This window comes from Arthrobacter sp. ASL1 (assembly GCF_056680475.1).
This window is the reverse complement of record NZ_CM155284.1, coordinates 3,022,294-3,041,274: the sequence shown is the minus strand read 5'-3', so window position 1 is coordinate 3,041,274 and position 18,981 is coordinate 3,022,294. Positions and strand designations below refer to the sequence as shown.

The 18,981-nt window shown below is 67.5% G+C and carries 15 protein-coding genes; 12 read left to right on the top strand and 3 right to left on the bottom strand.

Annotated elements, in window-relative coordinates; genetic code table 11:
• Positions 1-9: 9 nt before the first annotated feature.
• The 6 genes from AC1MEQ_RS14385 (at position 10) to AC1MEQ_RS14360 (ending at position 5,061) form a co-directional block, all read left to right on the top strand.
• Positions 10-948: an MBL fold metallo-hydrolase gene (locus AC1MEQ_RS14385; protein WP_479791649.1), complete on the top strand. Its 939-nt coding sequence runs from the start codon at positions 10-12 to the stop codon at positions 946-948.
• A 161-nt stretch (positions 949-1,109) separates the two neighbouring features.
• Positions 1,110-1,562, top strand: a complete 453-nt coding sequence (paaI, locus tag AC1MEQ_RS14380) for a hydroxyphenylacetyl-CoA thioesterase PaaI (protein WP_479791648.1) — start codon at positions 1,110-1,112, stop codon at positions 1,560-1,562.
• A gap of 74 nt (positions 1,563-1,636) precedes the next feature.
• Entirely contained in the window at positions 1,637-2,956 is a 1,320-nt protein-coding gene (locus tag AC1MEQ_RS14375) for an AMP-binding protein (RefSeq protein ID WP_479791647.1), read from the top strand.
• Between the two features lie 9 nt (positions 2,957-2,965).
• Positions 2,966-3,574 carry a TetR/AcrR family transcriptional regulator gene (locus AC1MEQ_RS14370; RefSeq protein WP_479791646.1) on the top strand — a complete coding sequence of 203 codons (609 nt, stop codon included), beginning with the start codon at positions 2,966-2,968 and terminating at the stop codon, positions 3,572-3,574.
• Positions 3,575-3,709: 135 nt separating this feature from the next.
• Positions 3,710-4,402 (top strand): nicotinamide mononucleotide transporter, encoded by a 693-nt coding sequence (locus tag AC1MEQ_RS14365; protein WP_479791645.1) that lies wholly within the window; start codon positions 3,710-3,712, stop codon positions 4,400-4,402.
• 50 nt (positions 4,403-4,452) lie between these two features.
• On the top strand, positions 4,453-5,061 hold the full coding sequence (locus AC1MEQ_RS14360) for a GrpB family protein (RefSeq protein ID WP_479791644.1): 609 nt from the start codon (positions 4,453-4,455) through the stop codon (positions 5,059-5,061).
• 26 nt (positions 5,062-5,087) lie between these two features.
• Here the strand turns inward: AC1MEQ_RS14360 and AC1MEQ_RS14355 are convergent, their stop codons facing one another.
• Positions 5,088-5,690, bottom strand: coding sequence for a GNAT family N-acetyltransferase (locus tag AC1MEQ_RS14355; protein WP_479791643.1), 603 nt, complete (start codon positions 5,688-5,690; stop codon positions 5,088-5,090).
• A 301-nt stretch (positions 5,691-5,991) separates the two neighbouring features.
• On the opposite strand from AC1MEQ_RS14355, the gene AC1MEQ_RS14350 reads away from it, so the two are divergent.
• Positions 5,992-7,596, top strand: a complete 1,605-nt coding sequence (locus AC1MEQ_RS14350; RefSeq protein WP_479796144.1) for a thiamine pyrophosphate-dependent enzyme — start codon at positions 5,992-5,994, stop codon at positions 7,594-7,596.
• Positions 7,597-7,683: 87 nt separating this feature from the next.
• Here the strand turns inward: AC1MEQ_RS14350 and paaZ are convergent, their stop codons facing one another.
• On the bottom strand, positions 7,684-9,810 hold the full coding sequence (gene paaZ, locus AC1MEQ_RS14345) for a phenylacetic acid degradation bifunctional protein PaaZ (protein ID WP_479791642.1): 2,127 nt from the start codon (positions 9,808-9,810) through the stop codon (positions 7,684-7,686).
• 219 nt (positions 9,811-10,029) lie between these two features.
• Between paaZ and AC1MEQ_RS14340 the strand changes: the two genes are divergently transcribed.
• Together AC1MEQ_RS14340 and AC1MEQ_RS14335 are read left to right on the top strand one after the other, a co-directional pair.
• A complete protein-coding gene (locus AC1MEQ_RS14340) occupies positions 10,030-10,923 on the top strand; it encodes a serine protein kinase RIO (RefSeq protein ID WP_479791641.1) in 894 nt (297 codons plus the stop codon).
• Between the two features lie 234 nt (positions 10,924-11,157).
• Complete coding sequence (locus AC1MEQ_RS14335; protein ID WP_479791640.1) at positions 11,158-11,583, top strand: hypothetical protein; 426 nt, start codon at positions 11,158-11,160, stop codon at positions 11,581-11,583.
• Positions 11,584-11,637: 54 nt separating this feature from the next.
• Here the strand turns inward: AC1MEQ_RS14335 and AC1MEQ_RS14330 are convergent, their stop codons facing one another.
• Positions 11,638-13,335, bottom strand: coding sequence for an ATP-binding cassette domain-containing protein (locus tag AC1MEQ_RS14330; protein WP_479791639.1), 1,698 nt, complete (start codon positions 13,333-13,335; stop codon positions 11,638-11,640).
• 308 nt (positions 13,336-13,643) lie between these two features.
• Here AC1MEQ_RS14330 and AC1MEQ_RS14325 point away from each other — a divergent pair, with 308 nt between their 5' ends.
• From AC1MEQ_RS14325 to AC1MEQ_RS14315, 3 genes are read left to right on the top strand one after another with little or no spacing between them, the layout of a single operon-like run.
• A complete protein-coding gene (locus tag AC1MEQ_RS14325; protein WP_479791638.1) occupies positions 13,644-15,203 on the top strand; it encodes a pyridoxal phosphate-dependent decarboxylase family protein in 1,560 nt (519 codons plus the stop codon).
• Positions 15,203-16,573 (top strand): lysine N(6)-hydroxylase/L-ornithine N(5)-oxygenase family protein, encoded by a 1,371-nt coding sequence (locus tag AC1MEQ_RS14320; protein ID WP_479791637.1) that lies wholly within the window; start codon positions 15,203-15,205, stop codon positions 16,571-16,573. The genes AC1MEQ_RS14325 and AC1MEQ_RS14320 overlap by 1 nt, the downstream gene beginning before the upstream one ends.
• Entirely contained in the window at positions 16,570-18,978 is a 2,409-nt protein-coding gene (locus AC1MEQ_RS14315) for a GNAT family N-acetyltransferase (RefSeq protein ID WP_479791636.1), read from the top strand. Before AC1MEQ_RS14320 ends, AC1MEQ_RS14315 begins: the two co-directional genes overlap by 4 nt.
• The last annotated feature ends 3 nt before the right edge of the window (positions 18,979-18,981 follow it).

Genomic DNA, 18,981 nt, shown 5'->3' with positions numbered 1-18,981 from the left:
GGCACCGGCATGCGCACGCTGCTCCGAGAGGGCCTCCGTACCCCGGATATCAGCCGCTGGTCAGGAGCCATAGAACCCCTCGCCGAACCGGCGGATGACGGCGCTGTCCGCGCGGTGTTCCTGGGTGTGTCGACCGTCCTGCTCCGCGACGGCAATACATCGATCCTGACCGACGGGTTCTTCTCGAGACCCGGCATCCTGCGCGCCGCCGTCGGAAGGATTCCCCCAAATCCGCGACGGATCAAGGCAGCACTGCGCCTGGCAGGCATCGACCGACTCGACGCCGTCTTCGTGGTCCACTCCCATTACGATCATGCACTCGACTCCGCCTCGGTCGCACAAGCGACCGGCGCCTGGCTACTCGGTTCCGAATCGACCCGGCAGATTTCCCGGGGTGAGCACTTCCCCCAGGAACGTTTCCTGGCCGTCCAGGAAGGCCACCCCCTGCAGTTCGGGGAGTTCAAGCTCACGGCTGTGCGCTCTGCACACAGCCCGGGCGACCTCATGCCGGGAACGATCTCCGCGCCGCTGCCTCCGCCGGGCAAAGCCGGGGATTACCGGACCGGTGAGTGCTATTCCCTTTTCGTGGAACACAGGGGCAGGACCGTGTTGATCCACGCCAGCGCCGGCTTCATCCCCGGCGCCCTCGAAGGCCACCCAGCCGATACCGTCTACCTTGGCATCGGAGCGCTCGGAAGACAGTCTGCCCCCTTCCGGGAAGACTACTGGCGGGAGACGGTCGAAGCAGTCGGCGCCCGACGCGTTGTCCCCGTGCACTGGGACAACTTCGCCCGGGGCCTCCACCGTCCCCTGCGCCCCTTGCCCCGGCCGCTGGATGACGTCGAGACGTCGCTGGACTGGTTGGAGGAAAGGACCCGCCGCGCGGGGGTCGAATTCGCCATGCCGCGATTCGCTGAGCCCGTCGACCCTTGGCCGCAGCTCCGCTGAGCATCCCCACCACTAGTCAACGCCTCCGTGTCACCGGACAGCACCCGGCAGGTCGTTTTCAGCGCCTTCTTCCACCTTCACAGTCCGGTCATGGCTTGACTTGAATCACAATTCAGGATTACCTAATGAACGTTCAGTAATTCGTGGGATGGAGCCCCAGCATGACCGACACCGACGTCGAAACGGCGAACGCGGGCACCCCGCCGCGGCATGCCGTCCTGGTCAATGACAACACCGCCGCCTGGTTGGGCATCGAAGTCCAGCACGTCGCGGACGGCGAGGCCACCATCACGATGACCCTGCGCCCCGAGATGCTCAACGGCTTCGGGATCGGCCATGGTGGCATGATCTTCGCCCTCGGCGACACCGCGTTCGCCATGGCCTGCAATCCGTCCGAGGGTTCCGATGAGACGATCACCGTCGCCTCCGGCGTTGACATCAACTTCATCCGCCCGGGCATACCGGGCCGGATCCTCACGGCGGAGGCCACCCGTCGCCAACAGTCCGGCCGTAGCGGCATCTACGACATCCAGATCCGCCAGACCACTCCGGATGGCGGCGAGGAGATCGTCGCCGAGTTCCGCGGCCGGTCGCGCACCGTCCCCAAGCGCTAGGTAGCCGGCGCCGGATACCAGCCACCGGCGTCGTACCGTTCCATCCCAGACCTGCAATCACCAAAGGGCCAGCCATGACGCAGACAGCCGCCGAAACCGAACTCCCCAACCCCCTGGATCCCGAGGAGACGATGAGCCGCGACCAGATCGAGTCGCTGCAGCTCACCCGGCTCCAGGAGACCGTGGCCTACGCCTACGACCGCGTCCCCCTCTACCGGGAGAAGTACGACGCCGCCGGTGTGCACCCCACCGACCTGAAGGAACTTGCCGACCTGGCGAAGTTCCCCTTCACCGAGAAGGAGGACCTGCGCAAGACGTACCCGTTTGGCATGTTCGCCGTCCCCCAGCAGCAGGTCGCCCGCATCCACGCCTCCTCCGGGACGACCGGCCGCGCCACCGTGGTCGGCTATACACAGTCCGACCTGGACGACTGGGCGAAGCTGGGGGCGCGCTGCCTACGCCTGTCCGGAGTGAAGCCCGGTTGGAAGGTCCACAACGCCTACGGGTATGGCTTGTTCACCGGCGGCCTCGGCGCCCACGCCGCCGCCGAACACCTGGGCACCACGGTCATCCCGATGTCCGGTGGCCAGACCGAGAAGCAGATCACCCTGATCCAGGACTTCGCCCCCGACGCGATCCTGTGCACCCCGACCTACCTGCTGACCATCGGCGACGCCATGCAGCGGGCCGGCATCGACCCGCGCTCGACCTCGCTGAAGGTCGCCGTGCTCGGGGCCGAGCCGTGGACCGAGGAGATGCGCCACGAGCTAGAGGTCATGTTCGACGTCGACGCCTGCGACATCTATGGCCTGAGCGAGGTCATGGGCCCGGGGGTCGCCGGGGAGTCCAACCAGACCAAGGATGGCAGCCACATCTGGGAGGACCATTTCCGCCCGGAGATCATCGACGCGTTCGACCCGTCGAAGGCACTGCGCGACGGCGAACCCGGCGAGCTGGTGTTCACCTCGCTGACCAAGCAGGCGCTGCCGATCATCCGCTACCGCACCCACGACCTCACGCGCCTGCTGCCGGGCACCGCCCGCCCGGGCCACCGGCGCATGGGACGCATCACCGGGCGCAGCGACGACATGATCATCCTGCGCGGGGTGAATCTGTTCCCCAGCCAGATCGAGGAGCTGGCGCTGAAGGTCGCCGGCCTCTCCCCGCACTTCCAGCTGGAGATCACCCGTCCGGGCCGTATGGACGAGCTAGCCGTGAAGATCGAACGGCGCGCGGACTGCACGTCGGACCGGGCCATCGCCGCGGCCGCCGAGCTGCAGAAGGCCATCAAGATCAACGTCGGCTCCAGCTGCCGGATCGACGTCGTGGACCCGGAGTCCCTGCCGCGCTCCCTCGGCAAGCTGCGGCGCATCTACGACCTGCGCGACAAGTAGGATCGTTCGATGTCCACCATCGCCAGCAAGCCCGCAGGGGCCAAACGTGGCCGCCCCGGCCACGACCAGGAATCCGTCCTGTCCATCGCCGTGCAGGTCTTCAACAAGCACGGCTACGACGCGACGTCCATGGGGACGCTGGCCGACAACCTGGGCATCAGCAAATCGGCGATCTACCACCACGTCCCCTCCAAGGGGGACCTGCTGGACAAGGCCCTGGACGAGGCCCTGGTGCCGCTGGAAGCCCTCGGCGAGGACCCCCGCGCGACCAGCGGCACGGCCGCTGCCCGCCTGGAATTCGTGTTGCGCTCCACCATCCGGGTCCTGGTCGACCGCCAGCCCTATGTGACCCTGCTGCTGCGGCTGCGCGGCAATACGGAGATCGAACGCCACGCGCTGGAGCGCCGCCGTGCCGTCGACCACCTACTCGCCGATCTCGTCGTCGCCGCCCAGCATGAGGGCTCGCTGCGCGCTGACATCGACCCGCGGACGACCACTCGCCTGATGTTCGGCACCATCAACTCCCTGGTCGAGTGGTACCGCCCCGACGGGCCGTCCACCCCGCAGCAGGTGGAGGACAACGCCATCGCCATGATGCTGGACGGGCTGCGCGCCTGACCGCCCGGCCGCTGTGCCGCGACCGGCCGGTAGCGGATTCGAGGACGACGACGGCGCGGCGGTACGATCGATGGGTTCCCTTCCGTGTGGCCCGTGGCCCACGCATGCACGCATCCGTTCGATAGGCAGCCTTTCGTGGACCAGCTCTTCCAATCCCTGTTCAACCAGCCCCTGGGCACCGACACCGCGACGATCGTGGCGCTGGACTCCCTGGGTGTGCTCCTGACCGGGATCGCCCTGTTGCTGCTGGCCCGCCGCAACGACCTCGGCTGGTGGATCCAGATCCTGGCCGTCTTCGCCGGCCCGCTGGTGATCGCCCTGCAGTTCGGATTCGATGGCCTTTTCAAGGCGGTCCCCTACCTGCTGGTCCCGGCCTACGGGCTGTGGCGCTTCAGCAAGTACCGGCTGCGGGGCAAATTCGGCCGCGTCGTCGAGGTCAAGCCCTTCACCGCGTCGGCCCTGGTGTGGGGGTTCGTGATCACCGTGCTCATCGCCTTCTCCTCCGCCCTGCCCACGATCTTCAGCGGGTTGGACCTGGGGAGCATCCCGGCCAGCTTCTGGCTGTCGCTCGTCTTCTCGGCGCTGGTCCCCGCGGGCCTGGTCGGTGTGGCCAATGGCCTGCGCTGGGCCTGGCTGGTCATCGCCGCCTCGGCCGTGGCCCAGGTCATCGTTTACTTCGGCAACCAGCCGGCCTTCGCCACCCTGGCGGTCCTGGTCCTGCAGTTCGGCGCGTCCCTCTTCGGCTGGTGGTCCTGGCGCCAGCTCCCGGCCGAGGCAACTCAGGAGGGCTCGACGGAGTACCCGCCGAGCCCCTACCAGGAGGCGTAGGCTTCGGGCCGGATCCTTGGCCGAAGCGGCCACTGGTTAGCATGGTCTCCATGCCCGCCGACGACGAAATCATGAAACACCACGACGACGATCCGGACGATGCCATCTGGCTTGCCGGAGGCCCCACGCCTGGCCCGGTGGTCATCGTCGACCACGATCCGGCCTGGACCGGGCGCTTCATGACGCTGGCGGGGCGGATCCGCAAGGCGCTCGGTCCGGTGGTCCTGGACCTGGAACACGTCGGTTCCACCTCCGTTCCCGGGCTGGCCGCCAAACCGGTGGTCGACATCGACCTGACCGTCGCAGACCCCGCCGACGAATCCGCCTACCGCAGCGCCCTGGAGGGCGCCGGGTTCGTCCTGGTCGTCCGGGAACCCGGGTGGCACGAGCACCGCTGTTTCCGGTTCGACGCACCCGCGGCCAATCTCCATGTCTTTGGTCCCGGCTGCCCCGAGACGGTCCGGCACCGGATGTTCCGCGACTGGCTCCGCGGCCATCCGGAAGACCGGGTGCTGTACCGGGCGGAGAAGGAAGTGGCCGCAGCGGTGACCAATGATGCGGGCGGAACCGTGATGGACTACAACGCCCGCAAGGAAGACGTCATCCGCGGGATCTACGGGCGGATCTTCGTGGCAGCTGGTCTGGGGGACGCGACCTGACGGATGCGCCAGAGCAGCCCATCGGTTCAGGCCGGGCGGATGTCCAACGCCAGGATGTCGGGAGCGGGGTCCGTTGCCAGCCGGGCCCAGAGCGCCGTGTCGAACCGATGCCAGGTGCCGACGTCGTCCTGGTAGCGCAACTTCTGCCGCTCGATGCCCTCCTGCGTGAACCCCGCCGCCGCGGCGACCCGCCCGGACGCGGGGTTGTTGACCCGATGGCCCAGTTCCAGCCGAAAGAGTCCACGTTCCGCGAAGCAGTACCGGGCGAGCGCTGCGGTTCCCGCAGAGGCCAGCCCCCGGCCGCGGGCCGACGATGCCACCCAGTACGAGACCCACCCGGTGAGATGGCGCCGTTCGATGGCGGAGACCATCACATGGCCCACCGCCGTCCCGTCCAGGTCGATGGCGAAGGCCACGGATCGCGGTGCCGCATCGGACGGGTCGGGAACCACCGGGGCAAGCCAGGCGCGGGCGTCATCCAGGGAGGCGATGGAGGCGCGGGTCTGTCCAGCCATGCCGGGTGCCGCGAACGCGCGGAGCACGGCCTGCACGTCGGCACGATCCGTGGTCCACGGGCGGAGGACCGCGCGTGGCCGCGTGCCCGCCGGGTCCTTCCGTTTTCCGTTCACCGAACCATCCTAGGGTGGCGGGGGCTCCGCACGACCCGGTCAAGTGAACGTGACCGGCATCGCACACATGACGGCAACGTGTCCCCCGTTCTGGGGTCGCCGCCGCCCGTCCTGTAATTTGGCCTTCAGCAGGCAATGATGCCGAGGCCCCTCCAGGGCGCCCGCGTCGTTCCGTGACACCCATTTCAACGGCGAAAGAGGTCACCCCGTGACAACCACCCAGACCGAGCCCGCAGGGCAGGACAGCAGCCCGGCCCAGGACGCGGCCGGACCAACCACCAAGTCCGCTGGCCACGTCATCGTGGACACGCTGGTGGCACACGGGGTGGAACGCACCTACGTCGTCCCGGGCGAGAGTTACCTCGACGTCCTCGATGGCCTGCACCACTCCCCCATCGACACAGTGGTCTGCCGCCACGAGGGTGGCGCTGCCTACATGGCCGAGGCCGACGGCAAGATGAACCAGCTGCCGGGCATCGCCATGGTCACCCGCGGCCCGGGCGCCGCCAACGCCCACGTCGGCCTGCACACCGCGTGGCAGGACTCCACGCCAATGGTCCTCTTCGTGGGACTCATCCCCTTCGAGCACCGCGAAAAGGAGGCCTTCCAGGAGTTCGACCCGAAGGCCTGGTTCGGCACCAACGCCAAGCGCGTGATGATCCTGGATCACGCCGAACGCGCTTCCGAGGTCGTCGCCGAGGCCATGTTCGCCGCCATGTCCGGCCGCCCTGGCCCCGTCGTCGTGGGCCTGCCCGAGGACATCATCAAGCGCCAGATCCCGGCCGAGGTCCATCCGAGGATCCCGGTGGCCAGCGGCGGCATGACCGTCACCGACTGGAAGTCCCTGCACGATGCGCTGAAGGAGGCGGACAAGCCGCTGTTCATCTTCGGCGGCAACGACTGGAGCGCCGAGGGTGCCCGTGCGTTCACCACCTGGTTGGAGGAGCATGACCTCCCGGCCGCCGCCGAGTGGCGTTGCGAGGGCACGGTGCCGTTCAACTCCCCCTCCTACGTCGGGCCCATCGGCTATGGCCGGCCCAAGCCGACCTACGACCTGCTGGAGGAGACCGACCTGCTGGTCTTCGTCGGCACGGTCCCCGGCGACGTGATCACCGACGGGTTCGCCATCCGGCAGAACTGGGACAAGAAGAACTTCCTGGTCACCATCGACCCGTCACTGCGCGGCCGTTCCGGGCCCGTCTCCCACCAGATCGTCGCCAAGCCGGATGTCTTCGTCCGCGATCTGGTCCGCATGGACCTCCCCGTGAAGGATTCCTGGCACGAGTGGACCCAGCGCATGCGCGCGGAGCAGGAGAAGTTCGCCGCACTGCCCGACGCCACCCCCGGTGACGGCCAGGCCAAGATGGCCACGCTCATGGCCCACCTCGTCGCATCGCTGCCCGAGGATGCCATGGTCACCTTCGGTGCCGGCGAGCACACCAACTGGGCGCACCGCTATTTCCCGACCAACGGCTACGCCTCGATGATCAGCGCCCGCAACGGCTCGATGGGCTACTCGATCCCCTCGGCCGTTGCCGCGTCGCTGGCCACGCCAGGGCGTCGTGTGGTGACCATCGCCGGCGACGGCGAATTCCTCATGAACGGCCAGGAGCTGGCCACAGCCACCCAATACGGGGCGACCCCGCTGGTCATCGTGATGGACAACCAGGAATACGGAACGATCCGCACGCACCAGGAACGCGACTACCCCGAGCGCATCTCCGGCACGCAGCTGCAGAACCCCGACTTCGCGATCATGGCGCAGGCCTTCGGCGGCTTCGGGGTCCGTGTGGAGAACGACGCCGATGTGCCGGCTGCGCTTGAGGCGGCGCTGTCCGCCATCGACAACGAGGGACGCTTCGCACTGATCCACCTGATCGTCGAGCAGCGCGTCAAGGCGTACTGACCCGCACGAAAGCGGATCGCTTGGCGCACAACTTGAAGGAGGATCTGCCGGTGGGCAGGTCCTCCATTTCTCGTCGGTGGTGTTCCGCTACGAGGTCCAGTTCCTGTAGGTGGCGTCTTCCTTCTCCACCAGGGTCAGGACATCGTAGGTGGCGACTATTTCATTGTCCTGGTTGTGGATGATCGCGCCCCAGGCTACTTCGCCGTACTCGTCGGTCACACGCGGTGTGATCTTCTTTGCGGTGAGGGTGACCCGGATCTTGTCCCCCGCGGGAACCGGGGTGATGAACCGCAGGCTCTCCAACCCGTAGTTCGCCAGGACCGGCCCCGGTGCGGGCTGGACGAACAAGCCTGCGGCCCACGAGACCAGCAGGTAGCCGTGGGCGACGATGCCGGGGAAGAACGGGTTCGCCGCTGCCGCCGCTGCGTCGGTGTGGGCATAGAAGGTATCGCCGGTGGTATTCGCGAAGTCCGTGATGTCCTGCAGGGTGACCTCGCGCAGCGGGGAGGCAAAGGCATCGCCGATGTGCAGCTCGGCCAGGGACTTGCGGAACGGATGGATGGCATCCTCCACCGCGCCGAATTCGGCGGCACCGGCGATGACCCTGTCGGCACCGGTGTGCCAGACGCCGGTGACTGCGGTGAGCAGGTTGGGCGAGCCCTGGAGGGCGGTGCGCTGCATGTGGTGCATGACCGAGCGGATGCCGCCGAGTTCCTCGCCTCCACCGGCGCGGCCGGGGCCGCCGTGGACCAAGTGCGGAACCGGCGAACCATGTCCTGTGGAGGTGCGGGCTGTTTCCCTGTTGAGGATGTGCACGCGTCCGTGATATCCGGCGATGCCCGTGGTCAGCTCCCGCGCGGTGTCGCCGTCGTTGGTGCAGACGGTGGCCACCAGGGAACCGGCGCCGCGGGCGGCGAGGCGGATCGCGTCATCCAGGTCGGTATAGCCGAGCACGCTGGTCACCGGGCCAAAGGCCTCGAGTGAATGGACGGATTCGGCGTCCGCGTCCGCCCAGGTCAGCAGGACCGGCGACATGAAGGCGCCTTCCGCGACCTCGCGTTCCTCGCCCGATGCGGTGCGAACGACGGGTGCGTCCAGTGTTCCGTAGGCCAGTTCCCCGCCGGCGGCCAGCATGGCCTCGACGGCGCCCCGAACGTCGCGCAGCTGTTCCAGCGACGCGAGCGCTCCCATGGTCACCCCGTCGGCACGGGGATCACCGACGACCACCCGCCGCGCCAGCCGATCGCCCACGGCGGCCACGACATCGTCGCGGAGTGCTTCGGGGACGATGGTCCGGCGGATGGCCGTGCACTTCTGGCCGGCCTTGACGGTCATCTCGGTGGTGACCGACTTGATGAAGGCGTCGAATTCGGGAGTTCCCGGAATGGCGTCCGGGCCGAGTATCGCCGCGTTGAGCGAATCGGTCTCGGCGGTGAAGCGGACGCCGCCGGCGACGACGTTCGGGTGCGACTTCAGGGCGTTCGCTGTCGAGGCGGACCCCGTGAAGGACACCATGTCACGGTAGTCCAGGGCGTCCAGCAGGGTGCGTGCCGAACCGGAGACCAGCTGCAGGGAACCGGCGGGCAGCAGGCCCGATTCCACGAGCATTCGCACGACGGCCGCGGACAGGTATCCGGTGGGGGTGGCCGGCTTGGCGATGGTCGGGACCCCGGCGATGAATGCCGGGGCGAACTTCTCCAGCATGCCCCACACCGGGAAGTTGAAGGCATTGATCTGGGCGGCAACGCCGGGGATGCGGGTGTAGATGTGGCCGCCGAGGAAGGAGCCGTCTCGCGACAACGGCTCGGCTGGCCCGTCCTGGATGACGTTGGAGTTCGGCAGTTCGCGCCTCCCCTTGGAGGAGAAGGTGAACAGGACGCCGATCCCACCGTCGATGTCGACCATGTTGTCGACCTTGGTGGCCCCGGTGCGGTAGGAGATCTCGTAGAGCTCCTCTCGGCGCTCGTTGAGGTATTGGGCCATTTCCTTGAGCCTCAGGGCCCGTTCGTGCAGGGTCATCCGGCCGAGTTCGCGGTGGCCCACGGTCCGCCCATGCTCTACGGCAGCGGCGAGGTCGAGGCCGTCGGCGCTGACCAGGGCGAGCTCCTCGCCGGTGTTCGCGTCAAGCACCACGGTCGCACCGTCGCTGCCCTCCGGAGTCCACCAGGCATCCTGGATGTAGCTGGGAACGAGCTCGGCAGTCTGCGTTGTCATCGTCGACAAGTCCTTCCTGAACGATCGGTCAGTATTTGGGATCCAGCTTACATGAAGCCCTTGCGGGCTACCTGGAAAGTGATTGACTTTTGCCGATCACTGTAGTTTGATGAACATGCCTAACCACCATCACCAACTCCCGGGAGGTCATCATGACGGTCCGCATCGCACCGCACGCCCCGACCATGCAGCATCCTCACCCCGGGAGTACCCCACACCATGACGTCACGCATCGACCACGACGCCCCTGATACATTCCACCCACTACCCCACCCCCGTCGCCCTCGTCCTCAGGAGGAACGGTCCGCCGACTGGAACATCCTCGATGACGCCCTCTCCGCGGACCAGCGCTGGTCCACCTGGCCCGGCATCGAGAAATTGATGCGCGGGCCGCAGCCCTACCCTGAATTCGTCATCGAGGATGCCGGCGCCATCGACACCGAACTCGGCGTCTTGAAGACCGGCAAGGAAGCCGACGTCTTCCTCGTCGAGCGGGCCACCCCAGAACGACGATCCATCCTGGCGGCCAAACGCTACCGGACCCCCGACCAGCGATCCTTCCACCGCTCCACGATCTACACCGAAGGACGCACGGTTCGGCGCACACGCGACGCCCGCGCGATGAAGAATGGCAGCACTTACGGACGCCAGGTCGAAGCGGCACAATGGGCCAACGCCGAATGGGACTACCTGGTCCGGGCCTACGAGGCCGGAATCCCGGTCCCCTATCCCGTGCAGATCGACGGGACGGAGATCCTGATGGAATTCATCGTGGATCCCGAGCGTCCCGGCGCAGCGGCCCCGCGACTCCACCAGGCCCGGCCGGAGCCGGTGTTGCTGCAGTCGTACTTCGACCAGCTCGTCGAGGCCATGCGCGGCTTTGCGCGGCTGGGCTTTGCCCACGGCGATCTCTCCGCCTACAACCTCCTGGCCGCCGGACCCCGGCTCGTCGTCATCGACCTGCCACAGCTGGTCGACTTGGCGGCGAATCCGCTGGGCGCCGACCTGCTGGCGCGCGATTGCCGGAATGCCTGTTCCTGGTTCGCCGGCCGGGGCATCGACCAGGACCCCGACGAGTTGCTCGGCGAGCTGCTGGCAGCCGCCTGGTCGTGACGTCGAGGTGATCCCGGGCGCACGGCACGGGGGATGACAAGAATTCGGCAAGGAATTCTTGTAAATACATTGCCTACCCGCCCGGCCGGGTCTAGGGTGACTTCACCGGCCGCTCCCGCCGCCGCGTTAGCTGTCGTGGTCGGCCTACATCCGACGACTTGATCCGGGCGCATAGCGCCCACTCCCGGACGGTCCCACAGGATCCGCCCCCTTCCCGTTGGAGGGAAACCCATCATGCGGCAAACCTACAAGATCCTTGCCCACGTCATAGCGGCTGCCGTCGTCATCCAAGCGGCCTTGATCGCGTGGACGACGTTCACCGTCATCAACACGCTCGAATCCGGAGGAGACGTCTCCAGCCCACCGGCTGCGGCCATGATCCATGGCACGATCGGCATGTATGTCATCCCGATCCTGGCCCTGGCCCTCCTGGTGGTTGCGCTCATCGCCCGCGCCGGCATCCGCTGGGCCGTCTGGGTGGTGGTGGCCGTCGTGGTCCAGATTGCCTTGGCGCTGGCTGCGTTCTCGACTCCGGCGCTCGGCATTCTGCACGGGCTGGTGGCGTTCGGGATCATCGCCCTGGCTGAGGTGGGAGCACGGGCCATTGCCCATGCGCCCGCGCATGAGCCGCGGATGGCACGGGTTCGGGCAGCCCACTGACCGTGGGGCCCGGGTGCCCCAGCGGCACCCGGGCCGCCTCAGCGCATCGGCCGATCAGCCCGATCCCTCCCAGTCGGCGGAGGGGACGGAAGTTGCCCTCCGCAACTCCCACCAGCGGCGGGCTCGGGGGCTTTCCCTGCCCAGTTGTTCCAGGAATTCCTCGTCGTGGCTGACAACCACCAGACCACCCGCGTAGGCGCGCAAGGCTCCCAGCAGTTGCTCCGCGGTCTCGATATCAAGATTGTTCGTCGGCTCATCAAGGAGCAACAGCTGCGGCGCCGGATCGGCCAGCAGGATTCGAGCCAAGGCAACACGGAAGACTTCCCCGCCGGATAGCTGGGACACCGGCTGCCCGACGCGTGAGCCGCGGAAGTGGAAGTGGGCCAACCGCGCCCTGATCTCCTCCAACGGCGTCTGCGGTGCCGCCGCCCTCACGTTTTCCAGGACCGAGGCCGAAGCATCCAGCCCTTGCCACCCCCCACCGTCCGCGGCGAGATCCTGGCGCAGCACGCCGACCGGTACGGCCGCAGAGCGTTCCAGCTCGCGAAGCAGGGTCGTCTTGCCGGCTCCGTTGCGCCCGGCGAGGACGATCCATTCGGGCCCCCGGATAACCAGCCCTGGCCCGGGCACCAGTTCCAACCCCTCCTCGGTGACCACGTACTGCACGCCCCCTGACGCGACATGGCGCACCAGCTCCCGGCCGGAGGGTACCCTCGTGGCAGGCAAGTCAATGGTGATCGACAGATCAGGTGGCAGCTCGTCCTTGGCGGCGTCGAGCTCGGCCCGCGCGGCGTCACTGCTGGCCGCCATGGAATGACGAGTCCGGCCGGCCGTTTCCTGGGCGCGCTTGCGCAATTCATTAGCCAGGATCTTCGGCATGCTGTCGGCCGCCTTGCGCCCTTGCTTGGCACGTCGGGCCAGTTTCGTCTCGGCTTCGACCTGCTGACGTCGTTCCACAGCATTTTTGGCACTGGCGTCACGCACGCGGCGCTCGGCAGCCTCCCGCCCTGCGGCCTTGACCTCCTGGTAGTGCCTCCACCCGCCACCATGGAAGTGCAGCTCAACTGAGCCGGGGAGCCCAGCCCGGACGCCCACGGGGCGCATTTCGGCAATCCCGTCAACGAGCCCCAGCAGCGTCGTGTCGTGGGTCGCGACCAGCAAGGTCCCACGCCATCGCTCGATGACCGAGTACAACCAACCGCGAGCCTCCCGATCCAGGTTGTTGGTGGGCTCGTCAAGGAGCGTGATCGGGCACGCCGCCAATTCGACGCCAGCCAGGGCGATGACCATCGCCTCACCTCCGGATAGTGTCCCCGCGGTCCGGTCGAGAAAACCCGGGCCGGCATCCGTCATACCGTAACCAGACAACAAGGCGATGGTGCGTTCCTCGAGCTCCCAGTCGTCGCCGACGGTGGCCATGTCCTCCTCCAGCCGAGCTGTCTGCCCACCCAGAATGCGGCGCAAGGCCGCGAGTCGATCGGCTACGCCCAGCAGGGACGCGACACTTCGCCGGGGATCCCTGCCTGGTTTTTGGTCAAGGTAGGCCGGCGGTGACGACACGCTCAGCGTGCCCGCATCCGGTGTCAGCTCCCCGGCGATCAGGCGCAGCAATGCGGTTTTCCCTGTCCCGTTGGATCCGACGAGCCCCGTGGCCCCGATCCCAAAGGTTGCGCTGAGGTCGTCGAAGACCCGTCGCCCATCGGGCCAGGCAAAGGCCAAGTGGTCAAGAAAAATGGGGTGGTTGTTCTGCATGCCGGTCTCCTGGGTGGCGAAAGCGCCAGGAATGTCCGCGTTTTCGCGGACGGTCACGGCGCCGGACTAGGCGATGACGACCGAGAACTTCAACGGGATTCCTCACCTCGGGGACAGAACGGTTACAGCGTCGCACGCCCCATTGGGAGATGTCAATCAGAGAACAGGTGGCCCATGGCCCCACCTGACCGAATCCGACATTTCGTGAAGATCGTTACATAAATTGTATTGAGAATAGGTTCTATGTCTTTAATGGCTGCGCATTAGGTAAGGCTACCCTGCACCACTCTCGACTTCGAAGGAACCCCATGAACTCTTCGACCCCGCGCGCTGCTTCCACTGCCACGCTCCAGCAGCCGGTCGGCGCTTCTTCGGCCGACTTGGCCATCGGCCTCGAGTCGCTGTTGAGCGGCGACACTGCACATCGATATGTGGGCGAGGCCAACGCGGCAACGTTGGCGGCCGCACAGGCCATCGCCACCGCGACCGGACCGAGCACCGGCCCTTTCCCGCGCCAGCTGGAGGATGCGCTGGCCACGGTCGATCTGGAGCGCCCCCTGGGCAACACCGAGGCTGCCCTGGCCGAGGCCACGGGGCTCTATACCCGCGACGCCGTCTACTTCCACCACAGCGGCTATGTCGCCCACTTGAATTGCCCGGTGGCCATCCCCGCAGTCGCCGCCGAATCGCTGGTGAGTAGCCTGAACACGTCGATGGACACCTGGGACCAGAGCGCAGGGGCGACCCTGATCGAGCGCAGGCTCATCGACTGGGCCGCCGGCCTGGCCGGCCTGGGCGCGGAGGCAGACGGGGTCTTCACTTCCGGTGGCACCCAGTCGAACCTGCAGGCCCTCCTGATTGCCCGTAACCGGGCGACGGCCAGTCGGTCGGGCAGCCTGCCCCAACGGCTCGAGGGTTTGCGGATCTATGCGTCGGCAGAATGCCACTTCAGTGTCTCCCGTTCCGCCTCGACGCTCGGGCTCGGCCAGGAGGCCGTCGTGTCCGTTCCCGTCGACGGCGACCACCGGATGGACTCCGGCGAACTCGCCCGCCTCCTGGCCGAGGGCCGCGCCGCCGGGCACCAGGCCATGGCCATCGTCGCCACGGCGGGGACCACCGATTTCGGGGCCATCGACCCACTGCGTGATGTGGCCGGCCTTGCCAGCGCCCACGGGACGTGGTTCCACGTCGACGCGGCGTACGGTTGCGGCCTGCTGGCGTCACTACGGCACCGCGACCGCCTGTCGGGTATCGAGTCCGCGGACTCCGTGACGGTGGACTTCCACAAGTCCTTCTTCCAGCCCATCGGTTCCAGCGCCCTGCTGCTCCGCGACGGAAAGGACTTCGGGCACATCACTCACTACGCCGAATACCTCAATCCCTCGCGTGAGGCCGGCCAGGCCCCCAACCAGGTAGAGAAATCGATGCAGACCACACGCCGCTTCGACGCGCTCAAGTTGTGGATCACCCTGCGTTCCATCGGGGCCCGCCCGATCGGCGCCATGTTCGACGAGGTCATGGACCGCGCAGCTGCCGCCGCGGACATCGTGCGGGGCACGGAACGGTTGCTGCTGGCCGCGGACCCGCAACTGAGCACGGTGGTCTTCCGCTACGTCCCGCCGGCGGAGCACCACGTCTCCGAGGGCGTAACAGACCGCGTGAACGACGCCATTCGTGCCCGCTTCTATGCCTCCGGCGAGGCCATGGTCGCCGCCACGACCCTCGATCGACGCCGCTACCTGAAGCTGACATTGCTCAACCCCCGCACCAGCGAAGAGCAGATTACCGCGATCATCCACGCCGCCCGCGCCCACGGTGACGCCCTGGCGGCGTCCACCATCCCCACGAGCGCTGGAGGGACCCGCTGATGCCACGCCCCAACACCACGCCAAACGATCGGATCCTGGACGCCGTCGGCATCGGTGCGGGCCCCTTCAACCTCGGCTTCGCCGCTCTGGCGGAGAACGTGCCCGGTCTTGATGTCCTTGTTCTGGAAGCCTCCCCCGAGCTGTCCTGGCACCCGGGCATGATGCTCGCGGGCACCCACCTGCAGGTCCCCTTCATGGCCGATCTGGTCACGATGGCCGACCCAACCAACCGGCATTCGTTCCTGAACTACCTCAAGGAAGCCGGTCGGATCTACCCGTTTTACATCCGCGAGGACTTCTACGCACTGCGCGCCGAATACAACAACTACCTGCGCTGGGCCGCCGACCGGCTCGAATCCGTCCGCTTCGGCCGGCGCGTGGTCGCTGCCTCCTTCGAGGCCGGTGTCTACATGCTGGAGGTGGAGCACGACGGCGGCACGTCGCAGGTGCGCACGCGCCGGATGGTCCTCGGAACCGGAACCAGCCCCGAGGTCCCCCCGGCTGCCCGCCGGGCCTTCGCCTCTGCAGGGCAATTCGACACCGCCCCGCTGGTACACAGCTCCACCTACCGGGCGGACCGTGACCGGTTGCGCTCCCGGCGTCGCATTGCCGTCGTCGGCAGCGGCCAGAGCGCCGCGGAGGTCTTCGCCGACCTGCTCGGCGGGCTCGACGATGACCAGGAACTTCTCTGGGTGACGCGCTCGCCGCGCTTCTTCCCGCTGGAATACACGAAGCTGACGCTCGAGATGACATCCCCCGAGTACACCGACCACTTCTACGGGCTGCCGCAGCAGAGCCGCGACCGGCTCAACGCCACCCAGAAGGCGCTTTTCAAGGGCATCAACGCCGACCTGGTCAACGACATCCACGAGATGCTCTACCGCCGCAGCGTCGAGGGGTCGGTCCAGGTGCGGTTGCTGGCCGCTACGTCCCTGGAATCGCTGGAGCCCGACCGCGGCGGCTGGCAGCTGGGGCTCAAAAACACGGACGACGGCGGAAGCCACACCATCGGGGTCGACGCCGCCGTCCTGGCCACCGGGTACGCCTACCGCGAGCCGGCCTTCTTGGCCGGGATCGCCGACCGGCTCAAGCGGCTCCCGGACGGCAGGTTCAATGTCGACCGGGACTACTCGGTGGGCACCGCCGGGGACATCCTGGTCCAGAACGCAGAACTGCACACCCACGGGTTCACCGCCCCTGACCTGGGGATGGGCGCCTACCGGAATTCGGTGATCATCAACCGGATCACCGGCGTCGAGCACTACCCGGTCGAACGACGCATCGCCTTCCAGGAATTCGGCACCCCGGGGACCCCGGGAAACCCTTCGCCCACCCCGTCCACCACGCCCCTTCAGGAGGCCACCGCATGACCACCCAGATCCTGACCGACCGCACTGGCACCAACAACGCCGCACCGACCCGGTTCACCTTCCGCCCCGTCGACCCCATGGACGACGCCCCATTGCTGCAGCGGTGGATCGCCACCGAGCATGCCCGCTTCTGGGGCATGCCCGACGCCTCCATCGACGAGATCCGCGACGAGCACCGCTCGATCGCGGCGAACCCGCACCACCAGGCGCTGATCGCCGAAACAGGGGGCCGGCCGGCGTTCCTGCTGGAGACCTACGCCCCCGAACACTCGCAGCTGGCCGGCGCCTACCCTTGGCGTCCCGGCGATGCCGGCCTGCATCTGCTGCTTCCGGAACCGGAGGCCAACGACACCGTACCCCGCAGTGGCTTCAGCGAGGACGCGATGCGTGCGGCACTGCAGCAGCTGTTCAAGGACCCTGCCGTGCTGCGCGTCATCGTCGAACCAGATGCCCGCAACGCGGCCGTCCATTCGCTGAATTCCCGGTTGGGCTTCGTCCCCTGGCAACGCATCGAGTTGCCGGAACTTCCGGGAGCACCGGCGAAAAGGGCGTTGCTCTCCTGGTGCACCCGGGCCGCTTTCTCGGCTGCCACCGGGCAGCCCTCGACCGCCGTCGCCCATCTCTCCCCCGCCCGCTGGGCCGCCGCCCAGCGCCATGTCCTGGCCAAGGCCATCGCCGAATTCACGCACGAACGGCTGCTGCACCCCGAGCCGGCACCCGGCGGTTGGACCGTCCAGGGCCACGGCGTCGAGTATGCGTTCTCCGCCACCGTGCACGCCCTGGACCACTGGATGGTCGACCCGGAATCGATCGAGGTCCGGACCACCGCGGCGAACGGCACCGCCTCCGGCACCGGTTCCCCCGACGTCCAGGAGTTCGTGGTGCTCTTCCGCGGCGAGCTGGGGCTGGCCGATGCGCAGCTGCCGCTCTACCTGGAGGAGCTGGGCAGCACGCTGTCGGGGCACTGCTTCAAGCAACTCCATTCCACCGCCACCGCCGACGAGCTGGCAGCGGGAACCGGCAACGCCGTCGCCGACTTCCAACGCATCGAGGCGTCCATGACCGAGGGCCACCCTTGTTTCGTCGCCAACAACGGGCGTTCCGGGCTGGGGACGGCCGATTATCTGGATTACGCCCCCGAAGCCGGGGCGGTGATCGAACTCGAGTGGATCGCGGCCCACACCATGCGCGCGCATTTCTCGGCCATCAGCGGGTTGGACGTCGATGCCCTGCTGGACGATGAGCTCGATCCGCACCAACGCGCCGCCTTCGCCGAGCGACTCGACGAGGCGTGCCTGACCAGCGGGCTGGATCCGGAGGACTTCCTGTACCTGCCGGTCCATCCGTGGCAGTGGGAGAAGAAGCTGGCGGTCACCTTTGCCGGGGACATCGCCACCGGGCACCTGGTGCACCTGGGATCCTCGGGCGACCTCTACCAGCCGCAGCAGTCGATCCGCACGTTCTTCAACCGCAGCGCCCCACAACGGCACTACGTCAAGACCGCCCTGTCCGTGGTTAACATGGGGTTCATGCGCGGGCTCTCGGCCGAATACATGAAGGCGACGCCGGCCATCAACGAATGGCTGCAGTCACTCGTCGACGGCGACCGGGAGCTGGGACGCAGCCGCGTGGAGCTCATCCGCGAAGTCGCGGCCGTCGGCTACGCCAACCCGCTGTTCCACTTGGCCACCGAACAGCATTCGCCCTACCGCAAGATGTTGGCCGCGCTCTGGCGCGAGTCGCCCGTGGACCGGTTGCAGGACGGCGAGTCGCTGGCCACAATGGCCTCCCTGCTGCACGTGGATGCGGACGGAAGGTCGGTCGCGGCCGCGATGATCCGCCGGTCCGGCCTGGGCGCCGGGGAGTGGCTCGGACGCTACTTCGAGGCCTATCTGGTGCCGCTGGTGCATTGTCTGGTCGCCTATGACCTGGTGTTCATGCCCCATGGCGAGAACGTCATCCTGGTCCTGCGCGACGGCGTTCCGCAGCGTGTACTGCACAAGGACCTGGCCGAGGAGGTCGCCGTGCTGGGGGATCGCACGGCCCTGCCCGAAGCCGTCGAGCGAATCAGGGCGCACGTGCCGGATGCGGAACGCCGGTTGGTCGTCTTCACCGACATCGTGGACTGTTTCCTGCGGTTCCTGGCCCCGTTGCTCGAGCGCGAGTCGTTGATCGGCGAAGACGGTTTCTGGGAGACTTCGGCCCGTAGCCTGCACGCCTACCGGGCCCGGAACCCGGAAACGGCGGCCGCCTTCGACGCCTTGGACCTCTTCGGCGATGACTTCGAGTTGTCCTGCCTGAACCGCCTGCAGTTGCGCAACAACCAGCAGATGCTCGACATCGGCAACCAGTCCGAGGGCCTGCTCTACGCCGGGACCCTGGCCAATCCCTGGGCCGGCAGGTAGCTC

Excerpts from the sequence above, each read along its gene's own strand:
- paaZ (WP_479791642.1), bottom strand. The coding sequence starts at position 9,810 with ATGACAACGCAGACTGCCGAGCTCGTTCCCAGCTACATCCAGGATGCC.
- AC1MEQ_RS14330 (WP_479791639.1), bottom strand. The coding sequence starts at position 13,335 with ATGCAGAACAACCACCCCATTTTTCTTGACCACTTGGCCTTTGCCTGG.
- AC1MEQ_RS14315 (WP_479791636.1), top strand. The coding sequence starts at position 16,570 with ATGACCACCCAGATCCTGACCGACCGCACTGGCACCAACAACGCCGCA.
- AC1MEQ_RS14335 (WP_479791640.1), top strand. The coding sequence starts at position 11,158 with ATGCGGCAAACCTACAAGATCCTTGCCCACGTCATAGCGGCTGCCGTC.
- AC1MEQ_RS14360 (WP_479791644.1), top strand. The coding sequence starts at position 4,453 with ATGCCCGCCGACGACGAAATCATGAAACACCACGACGACGATCCGGAC.
- AC1MEQ_RS14375 (WP_479791647.1), top strand. The coding sequence starts at position 1,637 with ATGACGCAGACAGCCGCCGAAACCGAACTCCCCAACCCCCTGGATCCC.
- AC1MEQ_RS14340 (WP_479791641.1), top strand. The coding sequence starts at position 10,030 with ATGACGTCACGCATCGACCACGACGCCCCTGATACATTCCACCCACTA.
- AC1MEQ_RS14370 (WP_479791646.1), top strand. The coding sequence starts at position 2,966 with ATGTCCACCATCGCCAGCAAGCCCGCAGGGGCCAAACGTGGCCGCCCC.
- paaI (WP_479791648.1), top strand. The coding sequence starts at position 1,110 with ATGACCGACACCGACGTCGAAACGGCGAACGCGGGCACCCCGCCGCGG.
- AC1MEQ_RS14325 (WP_479791638.1), top strand. The coding sequence starts at position 13,644 with ATGAACTCTTCGACCCCGCGCGCTGCTTCCACTGCCACGCTCCAGCAG.
- AC1MEQ_RS14385 (WP_479791649.1), top strand. The coding sequence starts at position 10 with ATGCGCACGCTGCTCCGAGAGGGCCTCCGTACCCCGGATATCAGCCGC.
- AC1MEQ_RS14320 (WP_479791637.1), top strand. The coding sequence starts at position 15,203 with ATGCCACGCCCCAACACCACGCCAAACGATCGGATCCTGGACGCCGTC.